This window comes from Dysosmobacter sp. (genome assembly GCF_034093755.1).
Classification (GTDB): Bacteria; Bacillota; Clostridia; order Oscillospirales; family Oscillospiraceae; genus Oscillibacter.
The window spans coordinates 1-20,362 of the sequence record NZ_JAXEBZ010000002.1; the positions used below are offsets into that span (position 1 = coordinate 1).

Annotated in this window: 24 protein-coding genes; 7 read left to right on the forward strand and 17 right to left on the reverse strand. The window is 61.0% G+C overall.

Going from position 1 to position 20,362, the window contains the following annotated elements; all coding sequences use genetic code 11:
• On the reverse strand, positions 1-602 hold a 602-nt coding region (locus SOX55_RS00025), incomplete at its 3' end, for a DUF134 domain-containing protein (protein WP_442873589.1).
• 137 nt (positions 603-739) lie between these two features.
• Entirely contained in the window at positions 740-916 is a 177-nt protein-coding gene (locus SOX55_RS11090) for a hypothetical protein (RefSeq protein WP_442873591.1), read from the reverse strand.
• Here SOX55_RS11090 and SOX55_RS00030 point away from each other — a divergent pair.
• From SOX55_RS00030 to SOX55_RS00040, 3 genes are read left to right on the forward strand one after another with little or no spacing between them, the layout of a single operon-like run.
• On the forward strand, positions 905-1,423 hold the full coding sequence (locus tag SOX55_RS00030; RefSeq protein ID WP_442873590.1) for a Crp/Fnr family transcriptional regulator: 519 nt from the start codon (positions 905-907) through the stop codon (positions 1,421-1,423). The genes SOX55_RS11090 and SOX55_RS00030 overlap by 12 nt on opposite strands.
• Positions 1,416-2,006: a chromate transporter gene (locus tag SOX55_RS00035; protein ID WP_325285380.1), complete on the forward strand. Its 591-nt coding sequence runs from the start codon at positions 1,416-1,418 to the stop codon at positions 2,004-2,006. Before SOX55_RS00030 ends, SOX55_RS00035 begins: the two co-directional genes overlap by 8 nt.
• Positions 2,003-2,560: a chromate transporter gene (locus SOX55_RS00040; protein WP_325285381.1), complete on the forward strand. Its 558-nt coding sequence runs from the start codon at positions 2,003-2,005 to the stop codon at positions 2,558-2,560. Before SOX55_RS00035 ends, SOX55_RS00040 begins: the two co-directional genes overlap by 4 nt.
• Positions 2,561-2,607: 47 nt before the next feature.
• On the opposite strand, the gene SOX55_RS00045 is transcribed toward SOX55_RS00040, so the two are convergent.
• The 6 genes from SOX55_RS00045 to spoVAC all read right to left on the reverse strand — a co-directional run bounded on the left by SOX55_RS00045 (position 2,608) and on the right by spoVAC (position 6,934).
• Positions 2,608-4,299 carry an FAD-dependent oxidoreductase gene (locus SOX55_RS00045; RefSeq protein ID WP_325285382.1) on the reverse strand — a complete coding sequence of 564 codons (1,692 nt, stop codon included), beginning with the start codon at positions 4,297-4,299 and terminating at the stop codon, positions 2,608-2,610.
• Between the two features lies 1 nt (position 4,300).
• A complete protein-coding gene (locus SOX55_RS00050; RefSeq protein WP_325285383.1) occupies positions 4,301-4,621 on the reverse strand; it encodes a rhodanese-like domain-containing protein in 321 nt (106 codons plus the stop codon).
• Positions 4,622-4,634: 13 nt separating this feature from the next.
• Complete coding sequence (gene trxA / locus SOX55_RS00055) at positions 4,635-4,979, reverse strand: thioredoxin (RefSeq protein WP_325285384.1); 345 nt, start codon at positions 4,977-4,979, stop codon at positions 4,635-4,637.
• Positions 4,980-5,014: 35 nt separating this feature from the next.
• Positions 5,015-5,404, reverse strand: coding sequence for a rhodanese-like domain-containing protein (locus SOX55_RS00060; protein ID WP_325285385.1), 390 nt, complete (start codon positions 5,402-5,404; stop codon positions 5,015-5,017).
• Positions 5,405-5,461: 57 nt separating this feature from the next.
• On the reverse strand, positions 5,462-6,208 hold the full coding sequence (locus SOX55_RS00065) for an SDR family NAD(P)-dependent oxidoreductase (protein ID WP_325285386.1): 747 nt from the start codon (positions 6,206-6,208) through the stop codon (positions 5,462-5,464).
• A gap of 282 nt (positions 6,209-6,490) precedes the next feature.
• Positions 6,491-6,934: a stage V sporulation protein AC gene (gene spoVAC / locus SOX55_RS00070; protein ID WP_325285387.1), complete on the reverse strand. Its 444-nt coding sequence runs from the start codon at positions 6,932-6,934 to the stop codon at positions 6,491-6,493.
• Between the two features lie 127 nt (positions 6,935-7,061).
• Here spoVAC and hemW point away from each other — a divergent pair, with 127 nt between their 5' ends.
• Entirely contained in the window at positions 7,062-8,207 is a 1,146-nt protein-coding gene (gene hemW / locus SOX55_RS00075; RefSeq protein ID WP_325285388.1) for a radical SAM family heme chaperone HemW, read from the forward strand.
• A gap of 43 nt (positions 8,208-8,250) precedes the next feature.
• Here the strand turns inward: hemW and SOX55_RS00080 are convergent, their stop codons facing one another.
• The 3 genes from SOX55_RS00080 to SOX55_RS00090 all read right to left on the reverse strand — a co-directional run bounded on the left by SOX55_RS00080 (position 8,251) and on the right by SOX55_RS00090 (position 10,850).
• Complete coding sequence (locus tag SOX55_RS00080) at positions 8,251-8,697, reverse strand: Hsp20/alpha crystallin family protein (protein ID WP_325285389.1); 447 nt, start codon at positions 8,695-8,697, stop codon at positions 8,251-8,253.
• 270 nt (positions 8,698-8,967) lie between these two features.
• On the reverse strand, positions 8,968-9,861 hold the full coding sequence (locus tag SOX55_RS00085) for a tocopherol cyclase family protein (RefSeq protein WP_325285390.1): 894 nt from the start codon (positions 9,859-9,861) through the stop codon (positions 8,968-8,970).
• 41 nt (positions 9,862-9,902) lie between these two features.
• Entirely contained in the window at positions 9,903-10,850 is a 948-nt protein-coding gene (locus SOX55_RS00090; protein ID WP_325285391.1) for a LysR family transcriptional regulator, read from the reverse strand.
• A gap of 169 nt (positions 10,851-11,019) precedes the next feature.
• On the opposite strand from SOX55_RS00090, the gene SOX55_RS00095 reads away from it, so the two are divergent.
• Positions 11,020-12,051 carry an Ldh family oxidoreductase gene (locus SOX55_RS00095; protein WP_325285392.1) on the forward strand — a complete coding sequence of 344 codons (1,032 nt, stop codon included), beginning with the start codon at positions 11,020-11,022 and terminating at the stop codon, positions 12,049-12,051.
• Positions 12,052-12,134: 83 nt separating this feature from the next.
• Complete coding sequence (locus SOX55_RS00100) at positions 12,135-13,061, forward strand: fumarylacetoacetate hydrolase family protein (protein WP_325285393.1); 927 nt, start codon at positions 12,135-12,137, stop codon at positions 13,059-13,061.
• Positions 13,062-13,200: 139 nt separating this feature from the next.
• Here SOX55_RS00100 and SOX55_RS00105 read toward each other — a convergent pair whose 3' ends face one another.
• The 6 genes from SOX55_RS00105 to SOX55_RS00130 form a co-directional block, all read right to left on the reverse strand.
• Positions 13,201-14,235: an AbrB family transcriptional regulator gene (locus SOX55_RS00105; protein ID WP_325285394.1), complete on the reverse strand. Its 1,035-nt coding sequence runs from the start codon at positions 14,233-14,235 to the stop codon at positions 13,201-13,203.
• A gap of 90 nt (positions 14,236-14,325) precedes the next feature.
• Positions 14,326-15,813 (reverse strand): tripartite tricarboxylate transporter permease, encoded by a 1,488-nt coding sequence (locus SOX55_RS00110; protein ID WP_325285395.1) that lies wholly within the window; start codon positions 15,811-15,813, stop codon positions 14,326-14,328.
• Positions 15,814-15,825: 12 nt separating this feature from the next.
• Entirely contained in the window at positions 15,826-16,287 is a 462-nt protein-coding gene (locus SOX55_RS00115; protein WP_325285396.1) for a tripartite tricarboxylate transporter TctB family protein, read from the reverse strand.
• Positions 16,288-16,415: 128 nt separating this feature from the next.
• Entirely contained in the window at positions 16,416-17,426 is a 1,011-nt protein-coding gene (locus SOX55_RS00120) for a tripartite tricarboxylate transporter substrate binding protein (RefSeq protein ID WP_325285397.1), read from the reverse strand.
• A gap of 79 nt (positions 17,427-17,505) precedes the next feature.
• The gene (locus tag SOX55_RS00125) at positions 17,506-18,207 is read right to left on the reverse strand and encodes an RraA family protein (RefSeq protein WP_325285398.1); all 702 of its coding nucleotides are present in this window, start codon (positions 18,205-18,207) and stop codon (positions 17,506-17,508) included.
• Positions 18,208-18,227: 20 nt separating this feature from the next.
• Entirely contained in the window at positions 18,228-19,112 is an 885-nt protein-coding gene (locus SOX55_RS00130) for a DUF1932 domain-containing protein (protein WP_325285399.1), read from the reverse strand.
• 139 nt (positions 19,113-19,251) lie between these two features.
• Here SOX55_RS00130 and SOX55_RS00135 point away from each other — a divergent pair, with 139 nt between their 5' ends.
• Positions 19,252-20,217, forward strand: coding sequence for a LysR family transcriptional regulator (locus SOX55_RS00135; protein WP_325285400.1), 966 nt, complete (start codon positions 19,252-19,254; stop codon positions 20,215-20,217).
• Positions 20,218-20,362 lie beyond the last annotated feature (145 nt).

Genomic DNA, 20,362 nt, shown 5'->3' on the forward strand with positions numbered 1-20,362 from the left:
GTTACGCCGGCATAGAGCCGGATGCCAGCTGCCGCCAGCGCCTGCTGTGCGCCGCCGCCGATGCCGCCGCAGATCAGCGCATCCACATGCAGCGCGCTGAGCATCCCCGCGAGTGCGCCGTGTCCGCTGCCCGCTGTATCCACCACCTCGGAGGATACGATTTGTCCGTCTTCCACGTCGTAGAGCCCAAACTGCTCCGTGTGGCCAAAGTGCTGAAAGATCTCTCCATTTTCGTAGGTGACCGCAATTCTCATGATGGTTTCTCCTTTTGGTTTTGCATACTGTTGGTTGAATTTTTGTTTATAGCAATTGCTCCATCCGCAGGCCCGGTCGCCCCCGTTGCAGAGCTGATAGTCTCCGCCTTCGATCCGCAGGGGCAGGCCGTCCACCAGCACATCCGCCAGCTTTTTTCTGGCGCTGGCGTAAATCTGCTGCACGGTGGTGCGGGCAACCTGCATGAAATCACTGCACTGCTCCTGGGAGAGTCCCTCTTTATCGATGAGACGGATCGTCTCGTACTCATCCACCGTCAGGATAACTGCCTGTTCTCTGTTTTTGTGGTCTTCCGGCAAAAACGCCAGTGTCTGGGGGTAATCACACACGCGCCTGCATTTCTTTGGCCTTGGCACGGGGTATGCCTCCTTTCTGCACGCTGCTCTATAAAGACAGTATAGGCTCATTTACGGCATATGTCAATTATTATAATTGACATATGCCGTAAATGCCTTTATACTGAGTATCACTGAAAGAGAGGGGGCGCACGATGGAGTTTCAAGATTATTTTCCTGTTTGGGAGAAATTGACTTCCGTACAGCAGCAGCAACTCAAAGGCAGCGCGGTCAGCCGCACTGTAAAGACGGGAACCGTTCTTCATAACGGAAACCTGGATTGTACGGGTCTGCTTCTGATCCAGCATGGTCAGCTTCGCTCCTATATCCTCTCTGACGAGGGACGGGAGATCACACTCTACCGTCTGTTTGACCGGGATATTTGCCTGTTCTCCGCCTCCTGCATGATGAGGTCCATTCAATTTGAAATGATGATCGAGGCGGAGAAGGACACGGAACTGTGGATCGTCCCCACAGAGGTTTATCAAAACATCATGCAGGAATCCGCCCCGCTATCCAACTTTACCAATGAGATCATGGCCTCCCGCTTTTCCGAGGTCATGTGGCTCATGGAGCAGATCATGTGGAAGAGCTTTGACAAACGACTGGCTGCGTTTTTACTGGAAGAAAGCGCACTGGAGGGGGACAGCGTGCTGAAACTCACCCATGAGACCATTGCCAACCATCTGGGAACCGCCCGTGAGGTAGTCACCCGGATGCTGCGGTATTTCCAGAGCGAGGGCATGGTGAAGCTGGCCCGGGGAACCGTGGAGATCACGGATGCGGCGGCATTGGAGGAACTGCAAAATGCGTAAGCCGCTGCCGATCCTCTCTCAACTCTTTTTCAATTTTATGAAAGTAGGGCTGTTCACCTTTGGCGGCGGATACGCCATGATCTCCGTGATCACCGATACCTGCGTGGAGAAAAAGCAGTGGCTGACGCAGGATGAGATGATGGACCTCACCGTGGTGGCCGAATCCACCCCCGGCCCGATTGCCATCAACTGCGCTACTTACGTGGGCTATAAAATGGCAGGCATGACGGGCGCCGTGCTGGCGACCCTGGGTATCGTGCTGCCTTCTTTTGTGATTCTCTATATCATCTCCATGTTTCTGGAGCACTTTCTGGAATATAAAATGATTGCCGCAGCGTGCAGGGGCATCAAAGTCGGCGTAAGCCTGCTGATTTTAGATGCCGGATTGACGATGCTGAAGAAGATGAAGAAAAAGCTGCAGCCCCGTATCATCGCAGGATGTGCCTTTGTCATCATGCTGCAGAGCAACCTCTTCTCCCTGCGGATCTCCTCTGTCGTTCTGATGCTGGCAGCAGGGATCATCAGTCTTTCCGTTTTTGCCGCAAAGGGCGCACCGGCGCAGAGAGGCGGTGAGGGGCAATGATCTATCTGGAGCTGCTTCTGGGCTTTTTGAAGGTGGGCTGCTTTACCTTTGGCGGCGCATATAGCGCTATCCCCCTCATCCGGGATGTGGTGCTGTCTTACGGCTGGCTCAGCGACGAGGAGTTGAGCTATATGATCGCTGTCAGCGAGAGCACCCCTGGCCCCATTATGGTAAATCTGGCCACTTATGTGGGCAGTAGTCAGGCTGGCTTTTGGGGAGCGGTCCTCGCCACCCTGGCAGTGGTACTGCCGTCCTTCTTTGTGATCCTGCTGGTCATGAACCTGCTCAGGGGCATCCTGAAAAGCAAGTATGCACAGGCTGTTCTGCAGGGATTGAAGCCCTGCATGGTCGGCATTATCCTGGCCACCGGCGTCTATATGACGCTGCACAACTGCTTTCCTCTGGCGCAAGGTGCCAAAGTGGACTTCCGGGCACTGTTGATCGTGGTGTTATTGGTTGCCTGCATGTCGATGTACCGTATTCTCAAAAAGGAAAAGCTATCGCCCATCCTGCTGATCATCGCCTCGGCTGCGCTTGGAATTCTCATTTACTAAAGAATGACCCCTTCTCACTTCCTGTGGAATATGAGAAGGGGTTATTGTTATTTGTCCATACCGCAGGCGGTGGCCGATTCGATCAGGCAGCGGTCGTTCATTACCGCGTCGTAGAACCGGAAGCCGCCGGAGAAGTTGTAGCACTCGAAGTCGTTTCCGGCCAGAATGCGGCAGGCGATATAGCTGCGCAGGCCGCTCTGGCAGATGACATAGACGGGCTTGCCCTTGTCCAGCTCATCCAGCCGCTCCCGCAGCTCGTCCACCGGAATGTTGGTGAAGCCGTCGATGTGTCCACCGGCAAATTCTCCTACGGTGCGGGTATCCAGCAGCGTCACGCTGCCATCCCGGGGGAGGTTGTCCGCATCTGCCAGATGCCACTGCTTCAGGACGCCGTTTGCAATGTTTTCGATCATAAAGCCCGCCATATTCACCGGGTCCTTGGCGGAGGAATAGGGCGGAGCATAGGCCAGGTCCAGGTCTTTCAGCTCGGTGGCTTTCAGTCCCGCCCGGATGGCGGTAGCCAGCACGTCAATGCGCTTGTCCACGCCCTCATAGCCCACGATCTGGGCACCCAGCAGGCGGTAGGTCTCCTTTTCAAAGACCACCTTCATGGTCATGACCTTGCCGCCGGGATAATAGCCCGCGTGGCTCATGGGAGACAGGATAACGGTATCTACATCCAGTCCGGCTTTTCTGGCGTTGGTCTCATTGACACCGGTGGAAGCCGCTGTCATATCAAAGACCTTGATGACGCTGCTGCCCTGGCTGCCCGTATAACGGCTGTCGCCGCCGCAGATGTTGTCCGCCGCGATGCGGCCCTGCTTGTTGGCGGGGCCAGCCAGAGAGAGCAGAACATCCTGCCCGGTGACAAAGTGCCTCACCTGAACCGCGTCGCCTACGGCATAGATGTCGGGAACGGAGGTCTCCATCCGGTCATTGACCACGATACTGCCCTTGACGCCCAGCTCCAGTCCGGCTTCTTGAGCGAGGTGGGTGTCCGGGGAAACGCCGATGGCCAGCACTACCATGTCGGCATGGAGGGGCACTTCGTCTTTCAGAAGCACATCCACGCCGCCGTTCTTCTCCTCGAAGCCCTCCACCGTGTGGCCCAGGGCCAGCTTCACGCCGTGCCTGCGCATTTCACTGTGGATAAAGGACGCCATGTCCGGGTCAAAGGGGTTCATCAGCTGCTTGGGCCGCTGGACGATGGTGACCTCCATCCCCAGCTCCCGCAGATTCTCCGCCAGCTCCAGGCTGATGAAGCCGCCGCCCGCCAACACGGCGGACTTGGGGTGGTTCCGGTCAATGTATTCCTTGATGCGGAAAGTGTCCTCCACGGTGCGCAGGGTAAACAGCTTACTGAGGCCCACACCGGGGAGCCGGGGCTGGGTGGGCTTGGCGCCGGGAGAGAGGATCAGCTTGTCGTAGCTTTCCTCGAATGCCTCTCCGGTCTCCAGATTTGTCACGGAGACCGTCTTTTTGTCGGGGTGGATGGCAGTGACCTCGTGGCGCACACGCATGGCGACCCGGAAGCGGGAGAAGAAGCTCTCCGGCGTCTGGAGGGTCAGCTCCTCGGGGTCCTCAATGACTCCACCGATGTAATAGGGCAGGCCGCAGTTGGCGTAGGAGATGAACCCGGACCGCTCAAACACCACGATCTCCGCCTGCTCGTCCAATCTGCGGATGCGGGCCGCGGCGGTAGCGCCGCCTGCCACGCCGCCTACGATGACAACTTTCATATTATCGTTCCACCTTTCCTGCATAAGCGGCGATGCCGCCGATATTTTTGACGTTGGTATATCCCATGCGCCGGAGCGCACTGACTGCCTGGCTGCTTCTGGCTCCGCTGTGACAGTAGACAAACACGGGCGTATCTTGATTATTGACCAAGCCGGTCACCTTGTCAAGGGACTGGAGCGGCACATTCTTGCTGCCGGGGATATGGCCCTCCCGGTATTCCTCCGGTGTTCGGACATCCAGCAGGACAGCGCCGGGAGTGGCCTGATAATCTTTTACACCCTGGTTCATGTCGGGGCCTTTCAAAAAATCGAAAAATCCCATGCCTGCGCCCTCCTTACAGCATGGCCAGAATTTGTGCTTTGGGTCTTGCGCCCACCGTTTTGTTGACGACCTTGCCGCCCTTCATCACCACCAGGGTGGGGATGCTCATAACGCCGAACTGGCCAGCCAGCTCCGGCTCCTCGTCCACATTGACCTTGCCAACTTTGATGTCGCCGCGCTCGGCTGCGATCTCATCCACAATGGGGCTGACCATCCGGCAGGGACCGCACCAAGGTGCCCAGAAGTCCAGCAGGACGGGTTTCTCAGAATTCAGAACTTCATTCTGGAAGTTATTCTTATTGATATTGGTAACAGACATATACAAGTCCTCCTGTGATCTTTTGTTTGATGTCTCCATAATAACCGGAATTTTCTAAAAGTTCCGTGATATTGTCACGCTTCTCCGCTGACGGTCTCTCCCGTCCAGTCATGGATGCCGCCGAACTCCACGATATTTGTGTAGCCCAGCTTGACCAGCTTTTCCGCAGCCTGCTTGCTGCGGTTACCGCTGCGGCAGTATACCAGGATCAGCTGCTCTTTGTCCGGCAGCTCCGGGATGTCCTGGTCACCGATGGTCTCGTTGGGAATATTGATGGCACCGGGGATATGCTTCTCGCTGTATTCCTGAGCAGTCCGCACATCCAGAATGAGATAGCTGCTTTCCTTCTCCATCAAAGTGGCTGCTTCTTCTGCGTTGATCTGGCGGTAGGTGCTTTCCTCCGACTGCGCTCCGCACCCGGCCAAAAGCAGCAGGGCCATCAAAAAGGGTATGATTTTCTTCATGGTCATTCCTCCGTGTTTTGAAAACAAGGCGGCTGTGTCAGCCGCCTTGTTCGTTTTTTAGGCTCTTGCCATACCATCCACACTCAATACCACGCCTGTAATATAGGATGCTTCATCAGAGGCCAGGAACACAAATGCATTTGCAATGTCCTCTGGCTGGCCCAGACGGCGCAGGGGAATCTGCTTGATCATCGGCTCGATGACTTCCTTGGGAACAGCCTTCATCATGTCGGTCTCCGTGATGCCGGGAGCCACCGCGTTGACCCGGATGCCCTTGGGACCAAGCTCACGAGCCAGGGATACTGTCAAGCCGTTGACTGCGAACTTGGACGCGGGATAGGCGAAGCCACTGGGTTGGCCGGAAATACTGACCATAGAAGACGTGGAGAGAATAACGCCCTTGCCCCGGGCCACCATGCACTCACTGGCTGCCCGTGTGGCGTTAAATACGCCTTTCACATTCAGATTCATGACCTTATCAAAGGTCTCCTCAGTATATTCGGTAAAAGGGGTGCTTTCAGACACGCCGGCATTGTTCACCAGAATATCCACGCAGCCATACTTTTCAGTGGCTTCACGGAACGCATTTCGGACAGATTCCAAGCTGGACAGATTGGGGCTGATCCCCGCGACGGTTGCCTCCGGATATTTTTCCTGTAGCTTCGCAACAGCCTTATCAGCGGATGCCTGAGAACTTGCGGCCAGAATGACGGTAGCGCCTTCTTTCAGAAATTTGTCCGCAGTAGCAAAACCGATGCCCCGGCTGCCGCCGGTGATAATCGCAACCTTATCTTTCAGTCTCATATTTAGACCGCCTTTCTTTTTGTTTATGGCCGTATCATAACAGATGCTGTGTGGTCGTTCCGTGATAATATCACATTTTATCGATTATCCCTTGCAGGCAGAAGATTTCATACAAGCACCATGGTCAAACTGGAATGAGCATCTAAATAAAGGTTTCCTCAGAAACTTTCTCCCCCGTTTCATGGAGTTCCAGAGCCTTTTTGCTTCTATTTGGCCTTATGAGTTACAATAGACACACAAAAAAACGCCCACTTCGCCGATTGCGAAGCGGGCAAAATTGTTCTAAAAGCTCTGCAATAACATCAGAATCACGCCGTACACCACGCTTGCCGCCGTGCCGTACACGATCACGGGCCCGGCCACGGTGAACATTTTGGCGGCCATGCCGGACACCAGGCCCTCGCTTTTGTAGTCAATGGCCGGGGACACCACCGCGTTGGCAAACCCGGTAATGGGCACCAGCGTTCCGGCGCCGCCGAACCGGGCGATCTTACTGTACAGGTTCAGCCCCGTCAGCAGCGCCGACAGCAGCACCAGCGTGCAGGCAGTGGCGGTGCCGGCGTCGGTCTTTCCCAGTCCGGCGGCGGCCCAGCCGTTCTGAATCAACTGCCCCAGGGCGCAGATGGCCCCGCCCACCAGGAAGGCCAGCGCCGCGTCCTTGCCCAGCGGCGACTTCGGGGCAACCCGCCTGACATAGTCCTGATATTCCTTGGGAGACATTTCCATACAGCATCCTCGCTTCTCCTGCCGCGGCAGGCGTTTTCCCTATGGTGTCCCGCTTCCGGAAGAATATGCGCCTTGCCAGCGGCGGAAAACCGCGCTATGATGGAGCAAACCGGGAAAGGAGACGGCCATGGCAGCGAAAAAATCCCTGGGCATTTACGTCCACATCCCCTTCTGCAAATCCAAATGCGCCTACTGCGACTTCTACTCCCTCCCCCGCGGCGAAGAACAGATGGACAGCTACTGCCGCTGTCTGGCGGAGCATCTGCGGGCCGCGGCCCCCCGGGCGGCGGAGTACCGGGTGGACACGGTGTATTTTGGCGGCGGCACCCCCTCCCTGCTGGGGCCGGACCGGCTGGCGGGACTGCTGGAGGCCCTCCTTTCCGCCTATGACGTGGACGGCGGCGCGGAGATCACCCTGGAGGCCAATCCCGACTCCGCCGGGGACCCGGCGGCCCTTGCGGCGCTGCGCGGGGCAGGCTTCAACCGCGTCTCTCTGGGGATGCAGTCCGCCGACGACGGCGAGCTGCGCCGCATCGGCCGGATTCACACCATGGATCAGGTCCGCCGGGCGGCGGACGCCGTCCGGACGGCAGGCTTTGCCAACCTGTCCCTGGACCTGATCTACGGCCTGCCCCGCCAGACCATGGACCGCTGGCAGTCCAATCTGGAAGCCGCCGCCGGCCTTTCCCCGGAGCACCTGTCCTGCTACGGGCTGAAGGTGGAGGAGGGGACGCCCCTGTTCCGCTGCCGGGATGAGGCGGGGCTGCCGGGAGACGAGGAACAGGCGGACATGTACCTGTACACCGTGGAGCGGCTTGGTCAGCTGGGCTATGCGCAGTACGAAATCTCCAACTTTGCCCGCCCCGGCTTCTCCTCCCGCCACAACCGGCGATACTGGGCGCTGGGGGAGTACCTGGGCTTCGGCCCCGGCGCCCACTCCGACTTCGGCGGCGTCCGGTACGGCTATGCCCGGGACCTGGAGGCCTGGCTCTCCCCCGCCGGAGAGCCGCCCCTGTCGGAGCGGCAGGCGCTGTCCCCCGCCGACCGGGCCGGGGAGTACCTGATGCTGGGCCTGCGGACGGCGGAGGGCATCTCCCCCCGGACGCTGCGGGACCGGTACGGCGGGGACTTCGCCCCCCTGGTGCCCTTCCTGGAGCAGTGCCGCCGGGCGGGCTACGCCCTCTCCCGCCCCGACGGCAGCTGGCGCCTCACGCCCCGGGGCTTTCTTCTCTCCAACCAGATCATTGTGGAGCTGCTGGATCGCTTAAGCTGATAAAAACCCAGGGTGCAGGCAATTGCCTGCGCCCTGGGTTTCTTTACTGGATGGCGATGGCTGTGGTCTGGGGCAGCTGTCTGGGGGCCTGCTTGGGCAGGGAGATCCGCAGGATGCCGTCCTCAAACCGGGCGGACACATCCATAGGCTCCACCGTGTCGCCCACGTAGAAGCTGCGGCTGCACGCGCCGGCGAACCGCTCCTGGCGGATGTAGCGGCCCTGCTGGTCCTGCTGGCTCTTGTCCACGCCCTTGGCGGCGCTGATGGACAGGTAGCCGTTCTTCAGGTCCACATGGACCTCATCCTTCTTGAAGCCCGGCAGGTCTACGTCCAGCTCATAGCTGTCGGCGGTCTCCCGCACGTCGGTCTTCATCAGGTTCTTGCCCCGCTTGCCGTAGAGTTCGTTCCGGGTGTTCATCACCGGGAACATTCCGAAGCTGTCATTGAAAAAGTCATCAAACAAATTCTCACCGAAAATACTGGGCATCATACGTCATTCCTCCATTCATCATTCCATGCAGAATGCCCTGCGGGGAACCGCTTCCGGTTCCCTTTCCTTTTGAACAACTTCGTTATAACCCCTATTTTTAGCACTGTCAAGGTGAGAGTGCTAACGTTTACATAAAAACAATAATTTGTTCACAGAATATGCGATTTCTCCCGGCAGGCCCCTGTTTGACCGGTTTTTCGCCCCGAAAAATTTCCGCGTCCTCCGGCGGCAAAGGGGCCGGCTGCAAAAGCAGCCGGCCCCTTTCGTTTTTCACAGCCCACTTTCCGAACACTCAAAGCTGCCGCAGGGGTCCGTCCACGCCAGCACCGTCCGCTGCCCCTCCAGCAGCCGGCAGCGGACCTCCGACTGCACCCGCTCCCGGACGGTGCGGCTCATGGCTCCCTGCCGCGGCGCCCGCAGGGGATGGCCCTCCCCCGCCGGAAACTCCAATTGCAGGCAGTACGCTCCCTGCCGCACCTCCGCCCCGGCGGCGGACCAGGCCGTCACCCGGCCGCCCCGATACGTGGCCAGCCGGTACTCCCGGCTGCCATGGCGCACCACGCAGAGGCACCCCGGAAAACGCAGCGGCCCCACAGGCACCTCCGCCGCCGCCAGCATCAGGCTGCCCTCCTCCGCCGGGCAGCTGCACTGCACCCACAGATACCGCCGGGGAAAGGACCGGCCCCGGTCCGTCTCCAGATAGCCGGTGCCGCCGGTGAAGTCCAGCACCTCCCCGTTGAGGGTCAGGCTTCCCGCCAGGGGGTGGGCCATGCTGAGCACGCCGTGGACGCACTCCATCCCCGGCAGGAAGCGGAAGGGGCCCATGACATCCCGTCGCGGCGGCGTGAAGGGCCCGAACCGCAGCTCCCCGGAGAGGGAAAGGCCCTCCGTCTCCGCCCGCAGCCGCAGTCCCTGCCGCCGGAACCGGTTCTCTCCCAGCTTTACCCAGAACACCGCGGGAAGGGCATCAAAGGCCGGCGCCGGATAGTCCACCCACCAGCTGCCGCCGCCGGAAATCACCTGCAGGGAGGCGCCGGGCCGCCCGCCGCTGTCCACGTGGTACGCCGGAATCAGGGCCACGGCCTGTCCCGCCGCCGTCCGGCACTTGCAGTACCAGTCCTCGAAATACGGCCCCCGCGGAATCTCCCCGTGAAAATACCGCATCTGTCTCACCTCACCGGAAGCATTCCCCGTTCCGGCCGGTCTTAACCCTCCGGAGCGTCCTGCTCCGGCCCCTTTCCCTTGTAAACCCGGATGGTCATGTCGATAAACGCCCGGGCGATGGGCAGCAGATAGCTGTTTTTCTTGTAGCCCACGCACAGCGGATGCACCATGTCGTCGGTGTCCATGTCAAAAAACAGCAGTTCCCCGGCGTTGGGGGCGCAGCGGACGCCGGTTTCGTTGAGGAAGCAGAAGCCGTAGTTCCGGGCCACCAGGTTCAGCGCCGTGGCGGCGCTGGTGGTGTAGACGCAGTTTTTCAGCACCACCCCCTGCTTGTCCAGATAGTTGTCCACCCGCCGGGCCAGCGTCAGCTCCGGCCGCAGCAGAATCATCCGCTCCTCCTCCAGCAGCCGCAGGTCCAGGGGCTTTCCCGCCTCCCGCAGCCGCAGCAGCTCCAGGGCGGCGGGGCTGCGGCGGTTCCCCACCAGCAGAATCCGCTCATAGAGAATGGTCTCAATGGTCACGTAGCCCGGCACGTCCAGCGTGGTGTTCATAATAATGAGGTCCACCTTGTCATCCGCCAGCAGCCGGTACATCTCGCTGGTGGGCATCTCGAAAAATTCCAGCCGCACGTCCGGATACCTGTCGGAAAAGGCGGGCAGCACCTCCGGCAGCAGCGTGCTGGCCCGCCAGCTGCTGAAGCCGATCCGCAGCGTCTGTGTCCGGGCGGCGCCCACGGCGTCAAAGTCCTGCAGCAGCTTCTGATAGAGCTGGCGGCTGCTCTCCAGATACCGGGCATAGATCTCCCCGGCGGGGGTCAGCGTCAGCGGGGTGGTCTCCCGGTTGAAAAACCGGGTGTGAAAGCTCTCCTCCAGCCGGATAATATGCTGGCTCAGGTAGGGCTGGGACACATACAGCTTTTCCGCCGCCTTGGAGATGCTCCGCTCCCGGGCCACGGTGAGAAAATACTCCGGATTCTTGTTGACCTGCATGAAAGCCCCCTCCTCTCTTCGGCATCATTATAGCCGCCGGGGAAAACGCTGTAAAGCGCATCATAACAAAAATACAATAGCGGGATGCCGCTTCCGGTCTTTGACGGTGCCGGAAAAGCGTGTTATTCTCAGGTCAGAACTGAAATTTCCCCGGTAAGGAGGCCTGAATATGAAAAATTTCCGTCCCGAGGTGCTGGAGGAGTATTGCAAAAACGTTCTGACTGCTTCCGGCGTGGACGAGGGCTGCGCCCGGACGGTGGCCCGGTCCCTGCTGGACGCGGAGCTGACCGGCGTCAGCACCCACGGCGTCAGCCGCATGGGCATCTACCTGCAGCGGCTGAACGCCGGGCTGGTATCCCGGGAGAACCGCATATGTATTGTGCGGGAGAGCCCCTCCGCCGTGGTGATCGACGCCGGCAACACCCTGGGCGCTCCCAGCGCCCGGTTCGCCATGGAAACCTGCATCCGCAAGGCCGCCGAAACCGGCTGCTGCTTTGCCACGGTGCGCAATTCCAACCACTTCGGCACCGCCGCGTTCTACACGAGGATGGCGGCGGAGCGGGGGATGGTGGGCTTCGCCTGCACCAACCTCACCGGGAAGATCGCCCCCTACGGCAGCGCGGAGCCCTTCATGGGCACCGACCCCATCTCCGTGGCCGCCCCCTCCGAGACCATTCCCCTGGTGCTGGACATGACCCCCAGCGTGGTGGCCCTGGGGAAGCTGATTCTGGCCCAGAAGCTGGGGCAGCCAATTCCCCTGGGCTGGGCCCTGGACCGGGAGGGAAACCCCACCACCGACCCCGCCGAGGGCCGGAAGGGCTCCCTGATCCCCATCGGCGGCCCCAAGGGCAGCGGCCTTGCCATCATGGTGGAGGTGCTCAGCGGCGTCCTCAGCGGCGCGGGCTGCGGCCCCCACCTCCATGACCTGTACGAATTCGACGCCCCCCAGGGGGTGGGCCACTTCCTGGGCGCCATCGACGTGTCCCATTTCCTGGACCCGGCAGCGTTCCGGTCCGGCCTGTCCCAGATGGTCCGGGAGATCAAGGGCCTGCGGAAGGCCCCGGGGGCGGAGGAGATTCTGCTGCCCGGCGAGCGGGCCGCCCGGTCCGCCGCGGCCAAACAGGAAACCGGCATTGACCTGCCGGACCCGGTATATGAGGAACTGGCGGAGCTGGGCCGCCCCTACGGCCTGACGCTGTAAGGCGGCAGGCGGAATCCCGGAAAAACCCCCGGCTGACCCGCCGGTCTGAAGGATTCACCACACCAACCAAGGAGGAATGTATCATGCGTCTTGCAACCATCAAGCTGAAGGGAGCCGAGGTGGCCGGCATTGTCACCGCCGGCGGCGTGCTGCCCATCGCCGCCCTGAACGCCGCCAGAGACACCGGCTGGAAAGAGGAGATGCTGCCTCTCATTCAGGCCGGCCAGGTTCCCGCCCTCACCGACTGGTACAACCACGGCGGCAAGGCCGAACTGGAGACCCTCCCCGGCCTGGTGCCCGCCGCCGAAGTGGTGTACGGCCCCCTGTACCGGAACCCGAAGCGCATTTTCGGCATCGGCCTGAACTACGTGGACCATGCCGGGGACATCGGCACCGCCGCCCCCACCGGCTTCCCCGGCAGCTTCTTCAAAATGGCCGACACCCTCATCGGCCCCGGCGATGACATCCATCTGCCCATGCTGAAGGAGGCCCAGAAAACCACCGCCGAGGCGGAGCTGGGCGTCATCATGGGCAAAGACTGCCGGGATGTGCCGGAGGAGAGCTGGCAGGAGGCCATCGTGGGCTACACCACCATTCTGGACATGACGGAGGAGTCCATCCTGAAGGGCAACGACTTCGTGAAGGGCAACCCCCGGTACCTGTGCATCGTGAAGAACTTCCCCACCTTCTTCTCCTTCGGCCCCCAGCTGGTGACCCCTGACGAGGTGCCGGACGTGCTGGCCCTGGAGGTCCAGAGCGTCCGCAACGGTGAAGTCTACGCCAGAAACGTGGTGGCCAACATGACCCACCGCCCCGCCCGGCTGGTGTCCCTCCACAGCAGCATCCAGGGCTGGTACGCCGGCGACATTCTCTCCACCGGCACCCCCCGGGCCTTCCACATTCAGGACGGCGACGTGGCTGAGTGCCGCATCTGCGGCCCCGACGGCTTTGAGATGGCGCCGCTGGTGAACCCGGTGGTGGACCTGAAGAAGCACCCGGAGCAGGCGTAACGGTTTTTCCGCGCCCCTGCCGGGACGGCGCCATGGCCGCCGCTTACTGAGACGGTTTCCCCGCGCTTTCCTCTTCCGCGCGGGAGCCTATACAGAAAGGACGCCTCTCCGGAAACCGGAAAGGCGTCCTTTCTGACTGCTACCCCACCAGCCACCCGATGATGGTGGGATAGAGGGCCACGACGCTGACCAGCCGCAGCATCTGCATTCCCGCCACCTTGGTGCTGTCGGCCCCCAGGTCAGCGGCGATCAGGGCCATGTCCGTCAGGCCGCCGGGAGCGCAGGCGAACAGAGCCGTCACCAGGTCCATATCCGTGCACCGGGAGATGATCACCGCCGCCAGCAGCCCCATGACCAGGAAGCTGATCACCGCCAGCAGCACCACGTCCCACAGCTCCAGCATCTGCCGCACCTGGGCCCGGCCCACGGTGGTGCCGATCAGCGCCCCGGCAAAGACCTGAACCACCTGCCGCAGGCGCAGGGGCATCCAGGCCCGGCCGGTGCGGATGTGGTACAGGGCGCAGCCCGCCATGGAGAAGGCGATGGCGCCGCCGGGGATGCCCAGAGCGCGGCCCGCCCCGCCGCACAGCAGGGCGATGAGCAGCGTCACTGTCAGCCGCAGGAGGCTCCCCTTCCCCTCCGGCTTTTCCCGGGGAAGCTGCTCCTCCGCCGCGCCGCCCCCCTGCTGCTTCTGTGCAATGCGGCGGATGATGGGAGGCATCAGCAAAATGGTAAACATCACCCGCAGCGTCTGGATCAGCGCCACCATGGAGGGCTCCGCGTCGGGGAAGTCCATGGAGGCCAGGGTCATGTCCGTGGTCCCCGCCGGTGCCATGCAGAACAGGGCCGTGGGCACGGAGAGGGGAGAAATCATGCACAGCAGGCGGCCGACGGCCACGGCAAACGCCAGCATCACCGTCGCCAGGATCACCGCCGGCCGGAGGATCTTCCGCAGATTCCGGGCGTCGCTGCGGGAGATCTTCGCGCCCACGTAGGCGCCGGTGGCGATCTGGGTATAGAATTTCAGGCCCGGAGGCATGTAAGCCATCCCGAAGGACACATTGAGCAGCATGGTAGCGGCCATGGCGCCTACCAGCGCCCCGGCGGGGACCCTGTACCGCAGGCCCAGATACCCGCCCAGAAACGCCGCGCAGACGGTGAGAAGCAATGCCATTTTCAACACCTCGAAACACAGGATCAACGGCGGAAGGACCCCGCAGGCAGCTTGCCCGCAGGGTCCTTACCTCAAGGGAGGGTAGAAATATTACTTGCTGCGGACAGCCTTCACCTGCTTGCGGATGGTCATGGCCACGGAGGCCGCGGCGATCAGCAGGAAGATCAGGGAGATGGGGCGGGTGAAGAAGATGGAGGGGCTGCCGCCGGTCTGCATCAGGGCCTGACGGAAGTTCTCCTCCGTCATGGGTCCCAGAATGAAGCCGATGATCATGGGGGTGGAGGGCACCTTCAGGTACTTGAAGCCCAGGCCGATGAGGCCGAACACCGCCACGCACCACACGTCAAAGATGGAGAAGTTGGCGCAGTAGGCACCCACCACGCAGCACACCATCACCACAGGCAGCAGGAAGTACTTGGGGATGTCCAGCAGCTTGACGAACATCCGCAGGCCGGCCCGCTCGCAGATCAGCATGAACACGTTGGCCACCAGCAGGGCGATGAAGATGCCGTAGATGTACTGGCCGCTCTTGGTGAACACCAGGGGGCCGGGAGAGATGCCGTGGATGGTGAGGCCGCCCAGGAAGATGGCGGTAGCCACGTTGCCGGGGATGCCCATGGTGATCAGGGGAATCAGGGAGCCGCCGATCAGGGCGTTGTTGGCCGTCTCGGAGGCGATGAGGCCGTCCACGATGCCAGTGCCGAACTTCTCGGGATACTTGGAAGTGCTCTTGGCGGCGGTGTAGGCCAGCAGGCTGGAGGTGGAACCGCCGATGCCCGGCAGGATGCCGATGCCCAGGCCGATGAGGGCGGACTGGATGATGTTGCGCCAGTGGGCCAGGTACTCTTTGGGGCCGATGCCGTAGCCCTTCAGGTTGTAGGTGTACTTGGTCTGGCTGTTGATGATGTGCCGGCGCTCAAAGCCGGTGCGGATGATGTCGGTGACGGCGTACAGGCCGATGAGCAGCACCACGGTGGTGAAGCCGCCGTACAGCTGGCTCTTGCCGAAGGTGAAGCGGATGGCGCCGTCCACAGGGGCGATGCCCACCAGGGACAGGGAGATGCCGAACAGGCCCGCCAGAATGCCCTTGATCAGAGAGTCGCCGGAGAGGCTGGAGATGATGGTCAGGGCAAACACGGCGATGGAGAAATACTCGGCGCTGGTGAAGGCCAGGGTCACCTTGGCCAGATAGGGGGAGATGAACATCAGGGCGAAGATGGAGATCAGGCCGCCCACGAAGCTGGTGAGAATGCCCACGCCCAGGGCGCGGCCGGCCTCACCCTTCTCCGCCATGGGGCCGCCGTCGAACACGGTGGCAATGGAAGAAGCGGTGCCGGGGATCTTCAGCAGGATGGCGGAGATCAGGCCGCCGGAGATGCCGCCCAGGTACAGGCCCACCAGCAGTGCGATGCCGTTCATGGGCTCCATGCCGAAGGACATGGGCAGGAACAGGATCAGCGCCATGGAGGAGCTGAGGCCGGGGATGGAACCGAAGATGATGCCGATGATGACGCCCACCAGGATCAGGCCCAGGCAGACAGGGTTCAGCAGCACCAGATGAATTGCTTGAGAAACCATATCATACCCTCCTTAGAAGTAGAAAATACCCTTGGTGAGCGGGGTGCTGATCACATACACGAACAGGGTGTAGATGGCCAGGGGCGCGATGACGGAGATGGCGATGATCACAGGCCACTTCCGCTTTTCGGCGGGAGTCAGGACCAGAATCTGCAGGAACAGGTAGATCATGGTGGAGATCAGGAAGCCCACCGGCTCGAAGATCAGCACATAGCCCGCGATCAGCAGCACCGTCAGCCAGCCGCCCTTTTTGTCGCTGTCCGTCTTCTTGGATTCCTTCTCCTCCGCGCGCAGCGACTGCACCAGGCAGATCACGCCGAAAATGATCATGGCGACGGAGATGACCTTCGGGAAGAAGGCAGAGCCCACATCGTTTTTCATCATGTGCTTGATGCCCAGGGACTGGACATACACAAACACGCCGAAGAGAAGGAACACGATGGAAGTCACGAGATTCTTTTTCTTCTCAGACATAATATCATCCCTTCAAATCAAAACTGAAATGGAAACACTCTGTTTGGCGAAAGAGCCGGAGGTTTCGAGAACCTCCGGCTCTCTGCGGAAAGGGGAATCACAGGCCGGAACGATGCCGCCCGGGTAAATTACTCGGCGAAGAACTCCTGCAGCTCGGCAACGGTGGCCTTGTCCTGCTCAATGGTGTCGGCGGCGTTGCGGTAGAAGGGAGTGGCGTAGTAGGTGGACAGAACCTCGGCGAAGGCGTCGCTGCTGACCACGGTTTCCATGGCGGCGCTCATCTTCTCCACAATGGCGGGATCGGTGCCCTTGGGCATGCGGACCTCATACTGCTTGGGCTGGATCACGTTGTAGCCCTGCTCCTTCAGAGTGGGGACGTCCTCCAGGCCGGGCAGACGCTCCTCGGCGCAGATGCCCAGGACGATGAAGTCGCCGTTCTCCACATAGTCGGCAATGTTCATGTAGTTCACCACCAGCACGTCGCACTGGTCAGCCATGAAGGCGGTCAGACGGTCGGCAGTGGAGGAGCCCACGTCGATGCAGTTCATCTCAATGCCCATCTCCCGCTGCATGGCCTCGGCCACAGCGTGGGTGGCGCCGTAGTAGGTCACGGAGTAGCGGACCTGGCCGGGGTTGGCCTTGGCATAGGCGACGAACTCCTCCGTGGTCTTGTAGGCGCTGTCCTTGCGGACGATCAGGGCGTAGGTGTCATCCCGGGCGGCGGTGCCCACCACCTCGAAGTCGTCAAAGAAGGAGAACTCGTTGCTGCCGGCGGCTTCCTGGGTCAGCATCACGCCGGTGTGATGGAACAGGGCGGTGTAGCCGTCGGGCTTGGCGGTCATTACGGAGGAGGAAGCCACCACGCCGGAACCGCCGGTGGTGTTCACCACCACCACGTTGGTGCCCAGCTCCTTGCTCAGGCCCTGCGCCAGCTGGCGGGCATAGGTGTCGGTATCGCCGCCGGCGGAGTAGGGCACCACCAGGGTGATGTTCTCCTTGGGCCAGTCGATGTCGGAAGCGGCGGCAGAGCCGGAAGCGGCGGGAGCGGCGGTGGAGCCGGCGGAGCCGGAGCTGCCGCAGCCGGCCAGCAGAGCGGCGGTCATGGCCAGGGTCAGCAGAGCTGCAAAAAACTTCTTCATAATCATATTCTCCTTTAAAATTGTTGCCGTACCGATACGGTCATTTCTGCGGGGAAGGGAACAGCCGCATGTTCAGCGCTCAGGGACGGTAGACCTCGTCGATGATTTCGAAGCCCTTGTCGGCCAGGGACTTTTCCACCCAGGCCCGGTTGGCGGTACCGTTTTTGGCGGCTGCCAGCTTGGCCTCGTCGGCGGCCTGGAACTTTTTGGCGTCCTCCAGAATCACCGCGGCGTCCTTCCGGGGGATGCAGATCACGCCGTCGGGGTCTGCCAGGATGATGTCGCCGGGGTTGACGCTGATGCCGCCGCAGGAGACGGGCACGTTGATCTCGCCGGGACCCTCCTTGTAGGGGCCGCCGGGGGTGGTGCCGGTGCAGTAGACGGGGAAGTCCCACTTGCCGATCTCGTCAATGTCCCGGATGGGGCCGTCCAGAATGATGCCGGCGATCTTCTTGGTGTAGCGCAGGTAGGCCATCATCACCTCGCCCATCAGGGCGCGGGTGTCGTCCTCCTCGTTGGACACCACCAGCACGTCGCCCTCATTGCAGAAGTTCAGGGCCGCGTGGAGGGTCAGGTTGTCGCCGGCCCGGCACTTGACGGTGTAGGCGGGGCCCACCATCATCTGTGCAGAGGGGCTGCTGACCAGGCGGATGCGGGGGTTCATGGCGCAGCTGCGGCCCATGACGTCCGCGGTGTTGGAGGCGGGGATGGTTCTGAACTGCTCCATGATCTCCGGATCGGGCATTTCGCGCTTCAGATAAATTCTCTTACCGACCGACATTGTTTTTTCCTCCTAAGTAATTACTGCTTGTCGTTGAGGCCCCAACCTGCCAGAACGTCCTTCCACTTCTTGGGCACTTCCTCGTTGGGGAAGCGGGCAGGAATGTTCGCCTCGTCAATACGCTTCATCCAGGTAATGCAGGCCTCTGTCATCTCACAGGGCAGGTTGGCTTCCTTCAGCATATCCAGCACGTTCTCCATCTCATGCTGGCGGCGGCCGGCATGGATGCTGGTGCCGGTGACATAGGAATTGATCTTCTTCTCGAAGTCAGCGCCGTAGGTCTCCAGCAGGCTGTCCACAATGGTATCCTCCACGCCGAAATACTGGGCGGCCTGCAGGCACTCGAACAGCAGGGTCATCAGGCCCTTGGCCACGACGCTGCGCAGGAACTTGATGCTGGTGGCGGTGCCGGGCTTGCCCTCCACAACGGTCATGTCCATGCCCAGAGGCTCCATCATATCCTTGCACTCCTGGGCGGCGGGGCCGGCCAGCAGCATGGGCACCTTGTGCTTGTACTGCAGCAGAGCACCCAGCATAGCGCCGTCCACCATCCTGGCGCCCTTTCCCTCCACCATGGAGCAGATCTTCTGCTTATCCAGGGGGGAAGCGGTGGAGACGTCCAGATAGATGGTCTTGGGCTCCAGATAATTCACAATGCTCTCGCAGGTGCTCACGGAGAACTGAGAGGGAATGGCGGTGATGATGATGTCGGCGTCCTTTGCCAGCTCCTCAGGACCGGCGGCCACAGCGGCACCGCACTCTGCCATCTTCGCCAGCATCTTGTCCTTCTTTTCGGGCACGTTCAGAATCAGATCATAGCCCCACATACCGGTGACGCCGTTTTCGTGCAGGCCGCGGCAGATAGAGGAATCAGCCTCGCCAAAACCGAGAAATCCGATTTTCATATAAAACCTCCAAAATAAGCTGTTGGATTTTGCTGCAAGCTTGCACATTTGACAGTTTTATAGTAATATGACCTTATTCATAAATCAAACAGCGATATTTTGAGAAATTCACAAAGATATTTTGTGAAGGGGGATTTTCATGGACGTCACCAGTCTCTACTACTTCTCCGAGCTGGCCAAAGACCTGCACATGACCCGCACCGCCAACCGCCTGTTCATCTCCCAGCAGACCCTCAGCAACCACATCCAGCGGCTGGAGGAATACTACGGCGTGCAGCTGCTCCACCGGAAGCCCACGCTGGCGCTGACCTGCGCCGGGGAGTTTGTGCTGGCCTTTGCCGAGACGGTGAGCCGGGAGGAGCTGAACCTGAAGGATATTCTCTCCGATGTGGAGCAGCAGGAGCGGGGCGTGCTGCGCTTCGGCGCCAGCACCCTGCGGATGAACGCCTGCCTGCCCGCCATTCTGCCGGAGTTCTCCGCCCGATACCCCCACGTGGAGATCCGCATCACCGACACCATCTCCTCCAGGCTGGAGCCCATGGTGCTGGAGGGGCAGCTGGACTTCGCCATCGTGATCCCCGATGAGGCCAACCCGAAAATTCTGGACTTTCCCCTGATGAACGACCAGGTGTATCTGTGCGTGGCGGACTCCCTGCTGGAGCAGTATTACGGGGCGGACGCCGCCGCGCTGAAGGAGCGGGCCATCCACGGCGCTAACCTGAAGGAGTTTGACCGCCTCCCCTTCTGCCTGCTGTCCAACCGCATGGGCCGGCAGATTCAGGACTGCTTCAACGAGGCGGGGGTGACGCCCCGGGCTTACCTTACCAGTACATACACCCAGATCAGTACCTCCATCTGCTTCCAGCGCCTGGCGGCCTGCTTCGTCTCCCAGATGAATCTGGTGACCCAGCGCAGCCAGATTCCGGAGGACATCAACATCTTCCCCCTGTTCCGCCAGGGGGTGCCCCTAACCCAGCGTCTGTCCCTCATCCGCCACAAGGACCGGTACCTGTCCCACTACTCCAAGCTGTTTCTGGAGCTGCTGTTCCGCTACTTCTCCGACGCGGAGCAGATCCGGCTGGACCGGATGGCCGGCGGCAGCTGAGCGCTCCGCCGCCGGAAATGTGGATAAGCCGCCACCCCGGCAGGTCCCGTTTTTCGGCGTTTTCGATCAATTTCGCCCCTCTGCGCCGCCGGGCGGCCTTCCTGTCCTTGACAGGCGGAGCATCATTCGCTATAATGACAGCAAT